The organism is Microbacterium sp. Y355, from assembly GCF_059445345.1.
On the sequence record NZ_JCAIUD010000001.1, the window covers coordinates 2934714 to 2949461 of the forward strand.

Annotated in this window: 11 protein-coding genes; 8 read left to right on the forward strand and 3 right to left on the reverse strand. The window is 63.9% G+C overall.

Going from position 1 to position 14748, the window contains the following annotated elements; all coding sequences use genetic code 11:
• Positions 1-3: 3 nt before the first annotated feature.
• From AC1C2O_RS14165 to AC1C2O_RS14200, 8 genes are read left to right on the forward strand one after another with little or no spacing between them, the layout of a single operon-like run.
• The gene (locus AC1C2O_RS14165) at positions 4-1704 is read left to right on the forward strand and encodes a family 43 glycosylhydrolase (RefSeq protein ID WP_495431744.1); all 1701 of its coding nucleotides are present in this window, start codon (positions 4-6) and stop codon (positions 1702-1704) included.
• Complete coding sequence (locus AC1C2O_RS14170; RefSeq protein WP_495431081.1) at positions 1701-4142, forward strand: glycoside hydrolase family 2 TIM barrel-domain containing protein; 2442 nt, start codon at positions 1701-1703, stop codon at positions 4140-4142. The genes AC1C2O_RS14165 and AC1C2O_RS14170 overlap by 4 nt, the downstream gene beginning before the upstream one ends.
• A gap of 52 nt (positions 4143-4194) precedes the next feature.
• The gene (locus AC1C2O_RS14175) at positions 4195-5712 is read left to right on the forward strand and encodes a family 43 glycosylhydrolase (RefSeq protein WP_495431082.1); all 1518 of its coding nucleotides are present in this window, start codon (positions 4195-4197) and stop codon (positions 5710-5712) included.
• On the forward strand, positions 5702-7420 hold the full coding sequence (locus AC1C2O_RS14180; RefSeq protein WP_495431083.1) for an IlvD/Edd family dehydratase: 1719 nt from the start codon (positions 5702-5704) through the stop codon (positions 7418-7420). Before AC1C2O_RS14175 ends, AC1C2O_RS14180 begins: the two co-directional genes overlap by 11 nt.
• Complete coding sequence (locus tag AC1C2O_RS14185) at positions 7407-8342, forward strand: SMP-30/gluconolactonase/LRE family protein (RefSeq protein WP_495431084.1); 936 nt, start codon at positions 7407-7409, stop codon at positions 8340-8342. Before AC1C2O_RS14180 ends, AC1C2O_RS14185 begins: the two co-directional genes overlap by 14 nt.
• Positions 8339-9199 (forward strand): fumarylacetoacetate hydrolase family protein, encoded by an 861-nt coding sequence (locus AC1C2O_RS14190; protein ID WP_495431085.1) that lies wholly within the window; start codon positions 8339-8341, stop codon positions 9197-9199. Before AC1C2O_RS14185 ends, AC1C2O_RS14190 begins: the two co-directional genes overlap by 4 nt.
• Positions 9196-10212 carry a zinc-dependent alcohol dehydrogenase gene (locus tag AC1C2O_RS14195; RefSeq protein WP_495431086.1) on the forward strand — a complete coding sequence of 339 codons (1017 nt, stop codon included), beginning with the start codon at positions 9196-9198 and terminating at the stop codon, positions 10210-10212. Before AC1C2O_RS14190 ends, AC1C2O_RS14195 begins: the two co-directional genes overlap by 4 nt.
• 14 nt (positions 10213-10226) lie before the next feature.
• Entirely contained in the window at positions 10227-10901 is a 675-nt protein-coding gene (locus AC1C2O_RS14200) for an SDR family NAD(P)-dependent oxidoreductase (RefSeq protein WP_495431087.1), read from the forward strand.
• Positions 10902-10999: 98 nt separating this feature from the next.
• Here the strand turns inward: AC1C2O_RS14200 and AC1C2O_RS14205 are convergent, their stop codons facing one another.
• From AC1C2O_RS14205 to AC1C2O_RS14215, 3 genes are all read right to left on the reverse strand, one after another.
• Positions 11000-12277: an MFS transporter gene (locus AC1C2O_RS14205; RefSeq protein WP_495431088.1), complete on the reverse strand. Its 1278-nt coding sequence runs from the start codon at positions 12275-12277 to the stop codon at positions 11000-11002.
• An 82-nt stretch (positions 12278-12359) separates the two neighbouring features.
• Positions 12360-13406 carry an NAD(P)-dependent alcohol dehydrogenase gene (locus AC1C2O_RS14210; RefSeq protein ID WP_495431089.1) on the reverse strand — a complete coding sequence of 349 codons (1047 nt, stop codon included), beginning with the start codon at positions 13404-13406 and terminating at the stop codon, positions 12360-12362.
• Between the two features lie 344 nt (positions 13407-13750).
• On the reverse strand, positions 13751-14656 hold the full coding sequence (locus tag AC1C2O_RS14215) for a helix-turn-helix transcriptional regulator (protein WP_495431090.1): 906 nt from the start codon (positions 14654-14656) through the stop codon (positions 13751-13753).
• Between the last annotated feature and the right edge of the window lie 92 nt (positions 14657-14748).

A 14748-nucleotide genomic window follows, 5' to 3' on the forward strand; every position in this document is an offset into this window, starting at 1 on the left:
GGAATGTCCGGCAAGCGCTCCCTTTCACGTGAAGCCGCGGACCCCTCGGCTGTGTTCTTCCGCGGCCGGTACTTCCTCTTCACATCGATGACACCCGGGTTCTTCCACTCGAACGATCTGGTCACCTGGACTCTGCAGCGCAGTGAGACGTTCCCGGCATACGACTACGCCCCGGACGTGCGCGAAGTGGACGGTGCCCTGATCATTTCAGCCTCACGGCGAGGCAAGCCGTCACCGTTTTACCGGACCGCTGACCCCCTCAGCGACGACTTCACCGAGATCAGCCCCGGCACCTTCCCGTTTTGGGACCCGAACCTCTTCCAAGACGACGACGGCCGCGTCTACCTTTACTGGGGCTGCGACGCACGCACCCCTCTCCAAGGCGTGGAGCTCGATAGGACGACCTTCGAACCGCTCGGACAACCCATCCCGCTGATCTCCAGCGACATGACCACGCGCGGCTGGGAACGCAACGGCGAAAACTACGATCCGAAGCAGAACAGCCTGCTCTCCAAGATCATGTTCCGCGGCCTTCCTTTCATTGAAGGGGCGTGGATGACCAAACATCGTGACACCTATTACCTGCAGTACGCCGCACCCGCAACAGAGCACAACACCTACGCCGACGGTTACTACAAGGGGACGAGCCCACTCGGCCCCTTCACTTATTCCGTCGACAGCCCGTTCTCAGCGAAGCCTGGTGGCTTCATCACCGGCGCCGGCCACGGCAGCACATTCCAAGACACCCACGGCAACTGGTGGCACGCCGCGACCATGCGCGTCTCGGTGAACCAGAACTACGAGCGGCGCGTCGGCCTGTTCCCCGCCGGCTTCGACGACGATGGAGTGCTCTTCTGCAACCAGAACTTCGCCGACTATCCGATGGTCATCCCGGATGGCCAGTTCGACCCATTGACCGATACGTTCGCGGGATGGATGCTGCTGTCCTACCGCAAACCGGTCATGGCGTCGTCATCGCAGCCCGGTCACGAGGCAGCGTTGGCGGCCAATGAGAGCGTCCGGGACTGGTGGGTGGCCGGGACCAGCGACGCGGGCGAGAGCGTGACTGTCGACCTCGGCGGAACGGCGGCGGTGCATGCCGTGCAGGTGAATCTCGCCGACCACCAGCTTGAGCGCGTTGTTGCGGTTCCGCGGAAATCGCTCCAGCAACTTTCCGGACACTCACGACTGATTGAGACGGTCGACCACCCGACCGAATACGTGCTCGAAGCATCCGTCGACGGCGAGTCATGGACCATGCTCTGGGACGGCCGCGGGAGCGGAGCGGACGCACCCCACAAGACAACTGTCATCGACGAAGGCATCTCTGCCCGGTACGTCCGAGTGACCGGTCACCGCATGCCGTTTGACGCCCCGATGGCCATCAGCGGGTTGCGCGTCTTCGGTCGCGGCGCTGGCAATCCGCCATCGAGCATCGAAACGACTGCAGCTCGCGTGAGCGCCATCGAAGCCGCGGTCTCCTGGCCGCCAGTTGCGAGGGCAGACGGGTACAACGTCCGATACGGGCGCCACCCCGAGAAGCTCTACCGCAGCTGGCTCGTCTACGACCAGGCGACCGTGAATCTCCCACTGAACGCCGGCGAGGAGTACTGGGTCGCAGTCGACGCGTTCAATGAGAACGGCATCACGCCGGGCACGGTGACCCCCATCGCCCTGCGGCCAGGGAAAGGCACCAAAAGATGACGACCACACTCTTCGCCGACGCATGGACCGTCAGCGCCAATGGTCGGACTCCAGTTCCGGTCACCCTTCCTCACGACGCGATGATCGGAGAGACGCGCAGCGCGGACGCGCCAACCGGTGCGCACGGCGCGTACTTCCCCGGCGGCACGTATTTATATGCCAAGAGGTGGATCGCACCCGCTGACGCCGCGCAGCGAAGCTGGCGGTTATTCTTCGAGGGTGTGTACGGGGAGACAACAGTGCGTCTCAACGACGTGGAGATCGCTCACAACGTCAGCGGATACCGCGAATTTCGTGTCGTGCTCGACAACGTATTGGCCGGGGCGGAGAATCACATCGAGGTTCTCGTCGACAACTCGAAGCAGCCGAACAGCCGCTGGTACTCCGGCTCCGGGATCTACCGGAACGTGTGGCTGGAGGATGTCGCTCCCGTCCACATTCCGCACGGGAGTTTCGGATTTCGCACGCTCAGCCTCGACCCCGCTGCGACGGTCGAGGCGTCGATCGATCTCGACCCTGCCGCGATCGGTGCCGAAATCACCGTCCGAATGCGTGACGGTGACATCACCGTCGCAGAGCGTTCCGTTACGGTCACTGATGCGACGACAGTCGTCACGTTGACCGTCCCAGGTGCGAAGCCCTGGTCCGAGCACTCACCGCACCTGTACGACGCGAAGGTCACCCTCGCCGTCGACGGCGACCTTCGCGATGAGGTAAACCTTCGGGTCGGACTCCGCACCATCGAGGTCGACGCGATCCGTGGACTTCGCATCAACGGCGAGACCACGCTGCTGCGAGGCGGGTGCGTGCATCACGACAGCGGCCCGCTCGGCGCCGCGACGTTCCGAGCTGCCGAGTTCCGGCGTGCGAAGATCCTGAAGGAGAACGGATACAACGCGATCCGCAGCGCGCACACACCGATGTCGCGCGACCTCTTGGACGCCTGCGACGAGCTGGGAATCTACGTGCTCGATGAGATAACCGACGTCTGGTACACACCCAAGACGGAGTTCGATCTCGCGGATAGGTTTGACGAGATCTGGCCAGAAGACGCGCGCGCGATGGTCGCGAAAGACCGCAATCACCCCTCCGTGATCATGTACTCGATCGGCAACGAAAACACCGAAACAGTCACTCCGAAGGGCGTGAAGACAGCCCGCGAGATGCGTGCATTCATCCGCTCTCTCGATCAGGACAGACCGGTCACCGCAGCCGTCAACTTCCTGCTGAATCTGATCGCCTCCCGCAATAAGGGCGGAGTGCCATCGGCCGCCCCGGCCCATTCAACATCGACGAAGCGTCCGTCAGCGATCACGAGCACCATGGCCAACGTCATCGCCGACCGGCTCAACAGCATCATGCAGCTGGTCGCTCGCGCCCCCGGCGCCGACAAAGCCACCCGCGACGCCGTTGCAACGCTCGACGTCGCCTCTTACAACTACGCCTGGGGACGCTACAAGGGCGACGCAAGACGGCACCCTGACCGCGTCGTCCTTGGATCGGAGTCCGTCCCGGGCGATCTCGCACGACTCTGGCCGATCGTGAAACGGCTTCCCAATGTCATCGGCGACTTCAGCTGGACGTCATGGGACTACCTCGGAGAAGCCGGGATCGGCACGTGGGCGTACGGCGAAGATTCTCTGACCGCAGGCCTGTCCAAGCCGTATCCGCACGTTGTCGCGGGGCCGGGAGCCATCGACATCACCGGCATCCCCGGTGCGCAGGCGCTGCACAACCGTGCCGTGTGGGGGCTGCTCCCGGTCCCGGCCATCACCGTCCGCCCCCTCGATCGAGCGCATGAAAAGGTGCGACGCACTGCCTGGCGCAGTACGGATGCAGTCGCGAGCTGGTCCTGGGCGGGAGCGGAAGGTCAGACGGCGGAGCTGGAGATATATTCCAGTGACGAAGAAGTGGACGTCCTCATCAACGGACGTTCTCTCGGCCGTAAGCGCGCGGGCGCGAAAGTCGACTTCGTCACACGGTTCCGAGCGCCGTACGAGCCGGGCGAGATCGAGGCTCGGGCATACCGCGGTGGACAGGTGGTCGCGCGGAGCATGTTGCGATCCGCTGCCACTCCCACTTTGCGTCTCTCACCTGAGCGACCGGAGTTCGCCGCCGACAACCAGGAACTCGCGTTCCTGTGGGTGGAGATCGCTGATGCTGACGGGATCATCGAGATGCTTCGCGATGACGAGGTCACGATTGAACTCGAAGGCCCGGCGACACTCGCAGCGTTCGGGAGCGCGGCTCCGGCCACGTCGGAATCGTTTGCGAGCGGCACGCGCTCCACGTATCGCGGACGCGCTCTGGCGGTTATCAGAAGCGACGGCACCCCCGGCCCGATCGCGATCCGCGCCACCAGTGCTTCGCACGGCGACGCGGAGGTCGGTCTGACCGCGGTCGACGCGACCATGCTGGCCGAGCGAGGGGTGATGTGACGCGCGTTCGTGAGCCGAAGCAAACCCATCCACGACCGAGGAGCGCCGACGCGTGACCGAGAGGCAAATCATCCGAACCACGATGCCGGCGGCCAACCCGTTCCTCCCGCTCGACGAATACATTCCCGACGGAGAACCACACGTCTTCGGCGACCGCGTCTATCTTTTCGGCTCACACGACGCCGAGGAGGGGACGACATACTGCGAGCTCGACTACGTCTTCTACTCTGCGCCGATTGACGATCTCTCGAGATGGACCAGCCGCGGCGTCAGTTACCGGGCTAGCCAAGACCCTTCCTACGCGAACGGGCGCCCGTACATGTACGCGCCGGATGTCGTGCAGGGCAACGATGGGCGGTTCTACCTCTACTACTGCATGTCCGGTCGCAACGGCACAGGCGGGCACAAGGGACCGATCAGCGTCGCGATCTCTGATGAACCCGACGGTACCTACGAATACCTCGGCTTCGTTCGTAACCCGGACGGCACCCCCTACGACGAATACGTCCTCTTCGACCCTGCCGTCATCAACGACAAGGGAGTCATCCGGCTCTACTACGGCACTTGCTTCCCGTTCGCCAAGATGCCCGCGATCACCCGCCCTCTCCAGCGAAGGGCGCAAGCCAAGATGTACGGCAAGAGCATGGATGCGTTTGCCAAGAAGCTCGACGGCATCCAAGGCGCGATCACCGTCAAGCTGCAGGCCGACATGCTCACCGTGCTCGGCGCACCCTCGCGCATCATCCCCGAAGAAGTGCGGGGCTTGAGCTTCGACGGTCACGCCTTCTGGGAGGGTAGTTCCATCCGGAAGATCGGCGATGTCTACTACTTCATCTATTCTTCTTTCAACTCTCACGAACTCTGTTATGCCACCAGCGCTCACCCCGACCGAGACTTCACGTACCGGGGAACGATCGTCTCGAACGGCGACATAGGTCTGCATGGACGGAAGCCGAAGGATCGTGTGAACCAAACCGGTACCAACCATGGTGGGATCGAGCGGATTGGCGAGCGATGGTACGTCTTCTACCACCGCAACACTCATGGCAGCATCTGCCGCCGCCAGGCTTGTGCCGAACCGATCAGCATCGAACCGGATGGTTCCATCCGACAGGTGCCTGTCACCAGCAGCGGTCTGACCGCAGGACCCCTGCCCACCGATCGCGCATACCCGGCAGTTATCTGCAGCTCACTCAGCAACGGGCGCATGCGACACGGGAAGATTCGTTCCAAGCACGCGCCCAGGATCAGCCACGATCGCACTGGCCGATATGTCGCCAACATCGCCGATTCCACCGCTGTCGGGTACAAATATTTCCGTTTCACCGGGCCGACGCGCATCACCGTCGCGACTCGGGGCGACGCTCAGGGATGGCTCCAAGTGTCCACAGCCTTCGCACGCGTCGGCGCAGTCCCGATCGCCCCCTCCGATGAGTGGGTTCACGCGAGCGCCGTCGTAGAAATCGACGGCCCGCACGAACTGACGCTCGCTTACCAGGGGAGTGGAACGTTGGATCTTCTCGACATTTCGTTCACCACCGACCTGAGGAATGACAATCATGGCGCGTGACCTCAGAAGCTCCGAATGGTACGACGGCCAGGACCGCAATGCCTACATCCACCGGGCGTGGATGCGACGAGGCGTCCCGTCGAGTGCGTTCCAAGGCCGTCCTCAGATTGCGATCGCCAACACGGCGTCCGATCTCACCCCGTGCAACTCCCACTTGACCGAAGTCGCGCAATCGGTGAAAAACGGCATCTATGAGGCCGGCGGCATCCCGCTGGAATTGCCGGTGGTGTCGCTCGGGGAGACGCAGGTGCGCCCCACCGCAATGCTGTGGCGCAACATGGCGGCCATGGCTACCGAGGAGATGCTGCGCGCGAACCCGATCGACGGAACCGTTCTCCTGGGTGGGTGCGACAAGACGATCCCTTCACTGCTGATGGCGGCGGCGTCCGTCGACCTGCCGGCGGTCGTTGTCCCCGGCGGTCCGATGTTGACGGGCCACTTCCGGAACGAAGCCCTTGGGTGCGGCACGGATGTCTGGCGACTGAGCGAGGAGGTTCGGGCCGGAACCCTCTCCGAGACGGCTTTCCTCAAGTCCGAGTCCTCGATGATCCGTTCGAAGGGGCACTGCAACACCATGGGTACGGCCTCCACGATGGCGCTGGTGGCAGAGGCGCTCGGAGTGATCATCCCCGGGCTCGCCGGCACCCCGGCACCCGATGTCCGACTCCTGGAGGCCGCGCACGAGACTGGCCGCCTGGCCGTTCAGCTCGTGACCGAAGACCGGCGCCCTTCGACCTTCCTCACCAAGGGCAGCTTCCATAACGCGATCGTCGCACTTGCAGCGATCGGCGGCTCCACGAACGCAGTCGTCCACCTTCTCGCGATCGCCGGTCGTCTCGGCATCGACCTGACGGTCGACGACTTCGACCGCATCGGTGCGGAAGTGCCACTGTTGGTGAACCTGCAGCCGGCGGGGCAGTACCTGATGGACGACCTGTACCGTGCCGGCGGCTTCCTCGCGGTCATGAAAGAGGTTCAAGATCTCCTCGACCCGGAAGCATTAACGATCACCGGTCGCCCCTTCGTGGAATACCTCGAGGATGCGCACATCTGGGACCCGCAGGTCATCACTCCGCGGGCTGAGCCGCTCATCGGAGCGGCCGGAATCAGCGTTCTGCGAGGATCTCTCGCGCCCGGCGGCGCCATCATCAAGCCCGCTGCTGCATCCCCTCATCTACTTAAGCACCGAGGGCGCGCCGTGGTCTTTGACAGCATCGAGGACTTCCACGCGCGCGTCGACGACCCGAACCTTGACATCGACGAAAACAGCGTGATGGTGCTGCGCGGCTGCGGCCCGAGGGGATACCCCGGCATGCCCGAGGTATCGAACATGCCGCTTCCTAAGAAACTGTTGGAACGCGGCATCCGCGACATCGTACGGATTTGCGATGGACGCATGTCTGGCACCGCCTACGGCACGGTCGTACTGCACGTCACACCCGAAGCTGCTGCCGGGGGACCGCTATCCCTCGTCAGAACGGGCGACTGGATCAGCCTCGACGTGCGGAACCGCCGACTTGATCTTGACGTGCCCGCCGAGGAACTGCGCATGCGCACACCTGATGCGATCACGGTCGCCGGCTACGCCAATCCTGCCCGGGGATGGGAGCGTCTGTACGTCGATCATGTGCTGCAAGCCGACCGAGGTGCTGACCTCGACTTCCTCGTTGGCGGCTCGGGATCGGCGGTGGCACGTGAGTCCCACTGACCTGATCACCCCGTACGACTCGCTCCCGTCGCTGGGCATCGCGCAGGTCGCTTCACAGGAGTGTCATCATCTTGCCGAAGGGCCCGTGTGGGACCCGGTGCGGGAGCAGGTGCTCTGGGTCGACATCACCGAAGGCACCGTCTTCACCGGTGAACTGATGCCGGACGGTCAGATCCTCTGCACCGGACGGACCGTCGTTCCGGACACGGCGGGAGCGGTGGCTGTGTCCGCCGAGGGGGAGCTGATCATCGCTGGCACCCACCGCCTGCACTATGTCGACAGGCGCGGTGTGCGCGTCTCGGGACGCGCACTGATCGGCGGCGATGACCGACGATTCAATGATGGCAAACCCGATCCTGCGGGCAGATTCGTCGTGGGGACGAAGGGCCCAGGTGCAGAGAAGTTCGTTCGCGTGGACGGGAACGAGGCCATCACGATCCTCGACCATGACCTCTCGCTCGCGAACGGCGTCGTGTGGAGCGCGGACGGACGCCTGATGTTCAGCGTCGACACACTCACACGGCGGATCCACGTTCGCAGCTATGACCCCGACACCGGGGACATCGGCGTGCGTAGCGTGCTGATCGAACTGGATCACGGGTACCCCGACGGCATCACCATCGATGCCGAAGGTCATCTCTGGGTCGCGATCTGGGGGGCGGGATGCGTGCTTCGGATCTCACCGTCCGGGGATCTTGTGGCACGCGTCGATGTTCCCGCCCCTCACGTGTCGAGCGTCACCTTCGCCGCCGCAGACCTCACCACGCTGGTCATCACCACCGCCCGCGAAGACCTCACCGCCGACCAACTCGCCGTCGCCCCTTTGTCGGGTCGGCTGTTCACGATCACACCGGGTATCGCCGGGGTCCAGCCCTCGCTCTGGAACGGCGACCGCCCATCCCTGACGGAAGGAACATCATGAAACTCATGCGCATCGGCCCCATCGGGGCAGAAAAGCCAGCCGCCCTGATCGCGGACGATCGATATGTCGACCTATCCGACGTGGTGACAGACTTCAACGAGGAGTTCTTCGCCATTGGTGGCCTCGCACGAATCCAGCCCACCGTCGCCGAGCGGGTGTCCGCTGGCGAGACGCAGCTGTTGGCCGGGCAGCGCATCGGAGCCCCGATCGCTCGGCCGCACCAGATCATTTGCGTCGGTCTGAACTACGCCGACCACGCGGCGGAGTCCGGTCAACCCGTACCCACAGAGCCGATCCTGTTCACGAAGTCCCCGAACACGATCGTGGGGCCCAACGACGACGTGCGTATTCCGCGAGGAGCGACGAAACCCGACTGGGAAGTCGAACTCGGCATCGTGATCGGCAAGCGCACCAGCTACCTCGAGTCGGTCGACGAAGCGAGAGAACACATCGCCGGCTGGGTGCTCGTCAACGACGTCAGTGAGCGCGCATTTCAGCTCGAGCGAGGAGGACAGTGGCTCAAGGGCAAGTCGGCGGAGACCTTCAACCCCACCGGGCCCTGGCTTGCGACCGTGGATGAGTTCGCAGATGTGGGGGATCTGGGCATGTGGCTGGACGTCAACGGCGTCCGTCGGCAAACCGGATCGACGTCGACGATGGTCTTCGATCCGTTCTTCATCGTGCACTACATCAGCCAGTTCATGGTTCTCGAACCGGGCGACCTGATCAACACCGGCACCCCGCCCGGCGTCGGACTCGGGTTCACCCCTCCCATCTGGCTCCAGCAGGGAGACGTGATGAACCTCGGCATCGACGGGCTGGGGACGCAGACGCAGAGAGTGATCGCCCCTCGATGAAAGCCCTCGTCATCACCGGTCCGGGTCAAGCGAGCATCGAGGACGTCGATTCCCCGACGCCTGCGTCCGGTGAAGTGGTCGTGGACGTGCAGCGCGCGGGAATCTGCGGTACAGACCTCGAACTTTTCACCGGTGACATGCAGTATCTCCACGACGGCAATGCGTCCTACCCGCTCCGTATCGGGCACGAGTGGATGGGCACGGTGACGGCTGTCGCCGATGACGTCGATACGGCGTGGATCGGTCGCCGGGTGACCGGCGACACCATGATCGGTTGCGGCGCGTGCGAGCGGTGCCGCAACGGCTTCCACCATGTGTGCGCTTACCGATTTGAACTGGGCGTCCGAGGTGGAAAGCCGGGAGCCCTTGCTGAGCAGGTCGCGGTGCCGGCCACGTCGCTGCATGTACTGCCAGACGAAGTCGATGCTGCTGCGGGGGCGATGGTGGAACCCGGGGGCAACGCGTGGCGTTCGGTGGACGCCTCGCAACTCAACCGCGGCGATCGGGTGCTCATCCTCGGCCCCGGAACCATCGGGCTCCTGTGCGCCATGTTCGCCCGAGCGGCGGGTGCGGAAGTACACCTGATGGGGCGGGCAGGGCGGTCTCTCGAGTTCGCCCGCTCGTTGACCTGGGACGGAGTATGGACCTCCGACGATCTCCCTGATCTGCCGTGGCACGCCGTGATCGATGCGTCGAACGCTCCCGACCTTCCCGCTCGGGCACTTGATCTCGTCGAACCCGGGAGACGCGTCATCCATGTCGGACTCGCGGGAAGCCCCAGCTACGTCGACACTCGGACGATCGCCCTGAAGGACGTCACCTCTGTCGGCATCCTCGGGGCATCCGCCGGCCTAGATCCGACCATCGCGGCCTTCGCCGACGGCTCCGTCGACCCTCGACCCTTGATCGCCACCACGATACGGCTGGACGAGTTGCCTGGGATCCTCGCCGGGCATCGCCCCCGCGACAGCGGGCCGGGCCCGAAGATCCATATCGACATCACCACATCATGAACACGGAGAAACCGATGAGAAAAGCCATCGTCACAGGAGCTGCCAGCGGCCTAGGTGCCGCAGCTGCCGACCGTCTGCGCGCCGACGGCGTCGAAGTCGTCACGCTCGATCTGATGGGTGACGTCGACTTCCATACCGATGTGACCGACGGTGAGGCTGTGTCGGGCGTCGCATCGGAAGTTGGCGCTGTTGACATCTTGATCAACTCTGCTGGAATAGTTGGCCCCAACATGCCTCTCACGGAGGTATCCCTCGACTCGTGGCGTCGCACTTTCGACGTCAACGTGATCGGTGTGGTGAACACCATCCAGGCGTTCGCTCCAGGAATGGTGTCTGCTGGCTGGGGGAGAATCGTCAACTTCGCGAGCATGGCAGGCAAGGACGGCAACCCGAATCTGGCCGCCTATTCCGCTTCGAAGGCTGCGGTGATCGCTTTGACCAAGTCGGTAGGCAAGGAGCTCGCTACGACCGGGGTCCTCGTGAACGCGATCGCGCCTGCCGTGATCTCCACGCCAATGAACGATACGACAGCACCCGAGGTCCTCGCGCACATCACCAGCCTCATCCCTATGAAGCGTGTCGGGCGCGCAGAGGAAGTGGCGGAGCTTGTCGCCTGGCTGGCTTCGGACCGCGTGTCGTTCTCGACCGGAGCGGTGTATGACATTAGTGGTGGTCGAGCCACCTACTGATCTGGGCACTACGAATGGTCAGCTCGGCGGAGGGGCTTCCCTTTTGTGAGGGGTAAAAGAAGACCCAGTTGAGTTGCTGAGCAAAGTTGAGCGTGAGATCACGGGTTGACGTCAGTGAGTACGGACGTTGCGGTCCTCTCAAATGTCCGCTTGCGGTTGAGGACCGCAAGGGTGATCGTCGGGATGAGCGTGAGTGCGACGATGATTGACCCGACGGTCGCGGGCCCGGTTATTCCGAGCGGTGAGGTCAGGGCGATACCGGCGATCGCTGTTCCGACTGCGGTGCCGGCGTTGAACGCGGATACACTCAGCGCGGATCCCAGCGTTGCGGCTTTCCCCGCGAAGCGGACGGCGAGATGGATGAGCACTCCGTTGGCGCTGAGGCCGAAGAGTCCGAGCAGGACCACGAGTACGGTCATCGCCCATGGGGCGCCGGAAACGAGGCTGATGCTGAGCAGGAGGAAGACGGTGACGGCGGGGGTGAGGATCGTGATCAGTGCCGGGCGGGCGTCGCCGAAGCGTCCGCCGAGGATGGTGCCGATGAAGGAGCCGACGCCGAAACCTGTCAGTACGAGAGGAACGAGCGATGCGGGCACGCCGGCCTGTTCGGTGAGGATCGGGGAGATGAAGGAATAGGCGGCGAGCACTCCTCCGGTGGTGGTGGCGCACGCGGCTAGGGTCAGCCACAGTCGCCCTGAACGCAGCCCGGCCAGCTCGGTGCGGAGTGAGGTTGATGGGGCTGATGCGGCTGTGTCGGCCGGCACGAGGCGGGCGACGAATACGACCGCAATCACGGCGGCAATCCCCAGCGCCCAGAAAGTGCCCCGCCACCCGACCATCTGAGCGACAACGGCACCGAGGGGGACGCCGAGCACCGTAGCGAGCGCACCACCGGCGCTGACAACTCCCATCGCCCGCGCCCCGGAAGTTGGCCCTGCGGCGCGGCTTGCGACCACGGCGGACACCGCCCAGAAGGCGCCCGTGGCGAGGGCGGTGACGAACCGGGCGGCGAGGAGCACGGTGAAGTCCGAGCCGACGGCAACGATCACATGTCCGACGATGAACACAGCCAACGCAAGTACCAGCGTCAACCGTTTCGACAAGCGAAGCGTGAGCATCGCCATGAGCGGTGCGCCGATGATCATTCCGATCGCGAAGACGGTGATCAGTAGCCCCGCTTGCGCGAAGGAGACATTGAGATCTGCTGACATCTCGGGGAGGATGCCGGCCACGACGAACTCGGTGGTGAGCATGAGGAATGTGCCCAACGCGAGCACGTAGACCACGAGTGGAAGCCGAGGCGGGCGCTCGACTGCCGCCGCAAACGCATCTTTGGCTGGACGGTCCGCGACATTCGAGGCCGTATCGGTAGTCATTTGTTGGTGTTCCTTATCGGGGAAGAGCAGTCGGTGTGATGCGCGCGCCTAGCGGTGGACAGAGCGCGCGCAGGTAGGTGCGTTAGGCGGTCAGGGTTGATGTGTCGATGACAAATCGGTAGCGGACGTCGGAGGCGGTCACGCGCGACCACGCCTCGTTGATCTGCGCGGCGCTGACGATCTCGATTTCGGGGGAGATGCCGTGCTCAGCGGAGTAGTCGAGCATTTCCTGCGTTTCGGCGATGCCGCCGATCATGGACCCGGCATAGGTGCGGCGCCCGCCGATAAGTGACATCACCTGCAGGCTCATCGGCTCTGCCGGCGCACCTACGTTGACCAGAGCGCCGTCGACGGCCAGGAGGTTCAGATGGGCGTCGACGTCGATGGGGGCGGAGACGGTGTTGATGATGAGGTCGAGGCTGCCCGCCAGCTCGGTGAACGTGGCGGGGTCGCTGGTGGCGAAGTAGTGGTCAGCGCCGAGTCGCAGGCCGTCCTCCTTCTTCCGCAGTGACTGGGACAGCACCGTGACCTCGGCGCCCATGGCATGTGCGAACTTGACGGCCATGTGACCGAGCCCACCCATGCCGACAACGGCGACCTTCTTGCCGGGCCCGGCGTTCCACCGCTTCAGGGGAGAGTAGGTCGTGATTCCGGCGCACAGCAGCGGTGCAGCCTTCTCGAAGGGGATCGCGTTCGGAATGCTCAGTACGAAGTCTTCGACGACGAGGATGCTGGTCGAGTAGCCACCCTGGGTGATGGTGCCGTCCCGGTCCTCAGCTCCGTATGTGCCGACCATGCCGTTGAGGCAGTACTGTTCGTCGCCGGCGAGGCAGTTGCGGCATGCGCCGCAGGAATTCACCATGCAGCCCACGCCGACGCGGTCGCCGACCTTGTGCTTTGTGACCGCCGGCCCGACCTCGGCGACGACACCTGCGATTTCGTGGCCCACGGTCAGCGGATAGTGCTGGGGTCCCCAGTCGCCGTTGACGGTGTGGATGTCGGAGTGGCAGATGCCTGCCCAGAGGATGTCGATGCGTACGTCCATAGGTCCGATGGGACGACGCTCGATGGAACCGCGTGTCAGCGGTTCGGTAGCGGACGTGGCGATGATTGCAGGAACGGAGGTCATTGGAATCTTTCGGCTGAAGGGATGGAGTATTCGGGACGAGCCTCAGCCCCGGGAAGGCCAGGGCAATTCACCGACCGCGACGTAGGACGCCGAGGTCGATGTAGCTAGACAACACTGATTGCGCTGCGCGAGGGAGTCTCCATTGAGGGGCGTACCGGCGTGGCACCCTTCAAAGGGCCGAAGGAGTGGGGGCAAGAGTGTGTCCGACAGCAAACGAACTCATGCGGCCAAGCCGATACCCGGGGTGCGGCCCCGACGATGGTTCTCAGGTGCGTCCTTCGGGTGATCGCGGATACTGGATGCACTTACTCGTGGTCAGAAGGTATCTGCGCACCATCGTGAGGTTATCGCTGAACTTGCCCAGTGGCTGCGCCTTCGCTGGATTCCGATGCAACGGGTTGCTTTGCAGCCCAGGAAGCCAACAATCGAAGGCGCTCGGCCGACGATGAACCTGGCTCTGCCGTGTAGATCATCATGATGTTTCCGGGCTCGGCGGTGACAGCGAGTTCTTCGTACGCCAACGTCAGTTCACCGACAATGGGATGTCGGAACCGTTTAGTGCCGGCACCGTGCGTGCGGACGTTATGCGCCGCCCACAGGCCACGGAAGATCTCGCTTCGCGTGGAGAGTTCCCCGACTAGATCCTGCAGACCCTTGTCGTGCGGGTCACGTCCCGCTTCCGCACGCATGATGGCGACGCACATCTGTGCAAACAGATCCCAGTCCGGATAGAACTCGCGCGACGCTGGATCCAGGAACTGGAATCGAGCAAGGTTCGGCGCGCGGCCACCATCACCAACCACTGGGGAGTAAAAGGCCCGACCGAGAGCGTTCATCGCGAGAAGGTTCTGCCTCGGGTCGCGGACGAACGCGATCCCATCGGTCATCGACTCCAGAGCCCAAGCCAAACTCGGTCGTGATGCGGCAGGCTTGCTGACGCGCTTGCGACTGCGGCCGCTGGTCGGGATCCCGTCAGCGGCGCGGGCGAGGTCGAGCAGATGTGCACGTTCGGTTTCATCAAGCTGCAGCGCGCGTGCGACTGCATCCAGAACAGACGCCGACGCACCCGCAATCGCGCCGCGTTCAAGTTTGGCGTAGTACTCAACACTCACACCGGCAAGGGTCGCGACCTCGCTCCGTCGGAGCCCCTCGACGCGCCGGTTCGAACCGACAGCGATGCCAGCGGCATCCGGAGTCACTCGCGCGCGACGGGTCATCAAGAACTCTCGTACCTCTGCTCGATTGTCCATACCTGGCAAACTACGCTCGTTACCGTCGCTGAGGGAGTCTCTGTCAGGGTACCCATCGGCTACCGCTTGGCAGCGGCTGGTTCGTTCGGACG

Excerpts from the sequence above, each read along its gene's own strand:
- AC1C2O_RS14165 (WP_495431744.1), top strand. The coding sequence starts at position 4 with ATGTCCGGCAAGCGCTCCCTTTCACGTGAAGCCGCGGACCCCTCGGCT.
- AC1C2O_RS14170 (WP_495431081.1), top strand. The coding sequence starts at position 1,701 with ATGACGACCACACTCTTCGCCGACGCATGGACCGTCAGCGCCAATGGT.
- AC1C2O_RS14180 (WP_495431083.1), top strand. The coding sequence starts at position 5,702 with ATGGCGCGTGACCTCAGAAGCTCCGAATGGTACGACGGCCAGGACCGC.
- AC1C2O_RS14190 (WP_495431085.1), top strand. The coding sequence starts at position 8,339 with ATGAAACTCATGCGCATCGGCCCCATCGGGGCAGAAAAGCCAGCCGCC.
- AC1C2O_RS14195 (WP_495431086.1), top strand. The coding sequence starts at position 9,196 with ATGAAAGCCCTCGTCATCACCGGTCCGGGTCAAGCGAGCATCGAGGAC.
- AC1C2O_RS14200 (WP_495431087.1), top strand. The coding sequence starts at position 10,227 with ATGAGAAAAGCCATCGTCACAGGAGCTGCCAGCGGCCTAGGTGCCGCA.
- AC1C2O_RS14205 (WP_495431088.1), bottom strand. The coding sequence starts at position 12,277 with ATGACTACCGATACGGCCTCGAATGTCGCGGACCGTCCAGCCAAAGAT.
- AC1C2O_RS14210 (WP_495431089.1), bottom strand. The coding sequence starts at position 13,406 with ATGACCTCCGTTCCTGCAATCATCGCCACGTCCGCTACCGAACCGCTG.
- AC1C2O_RS14215 (WP_495431090.1), bottom strand. The coding sequence starts at position 14,656 with ATGGACAATCGAGCAGAGGTACGAGAGTTCTTGATGACCCGTCGCGCG.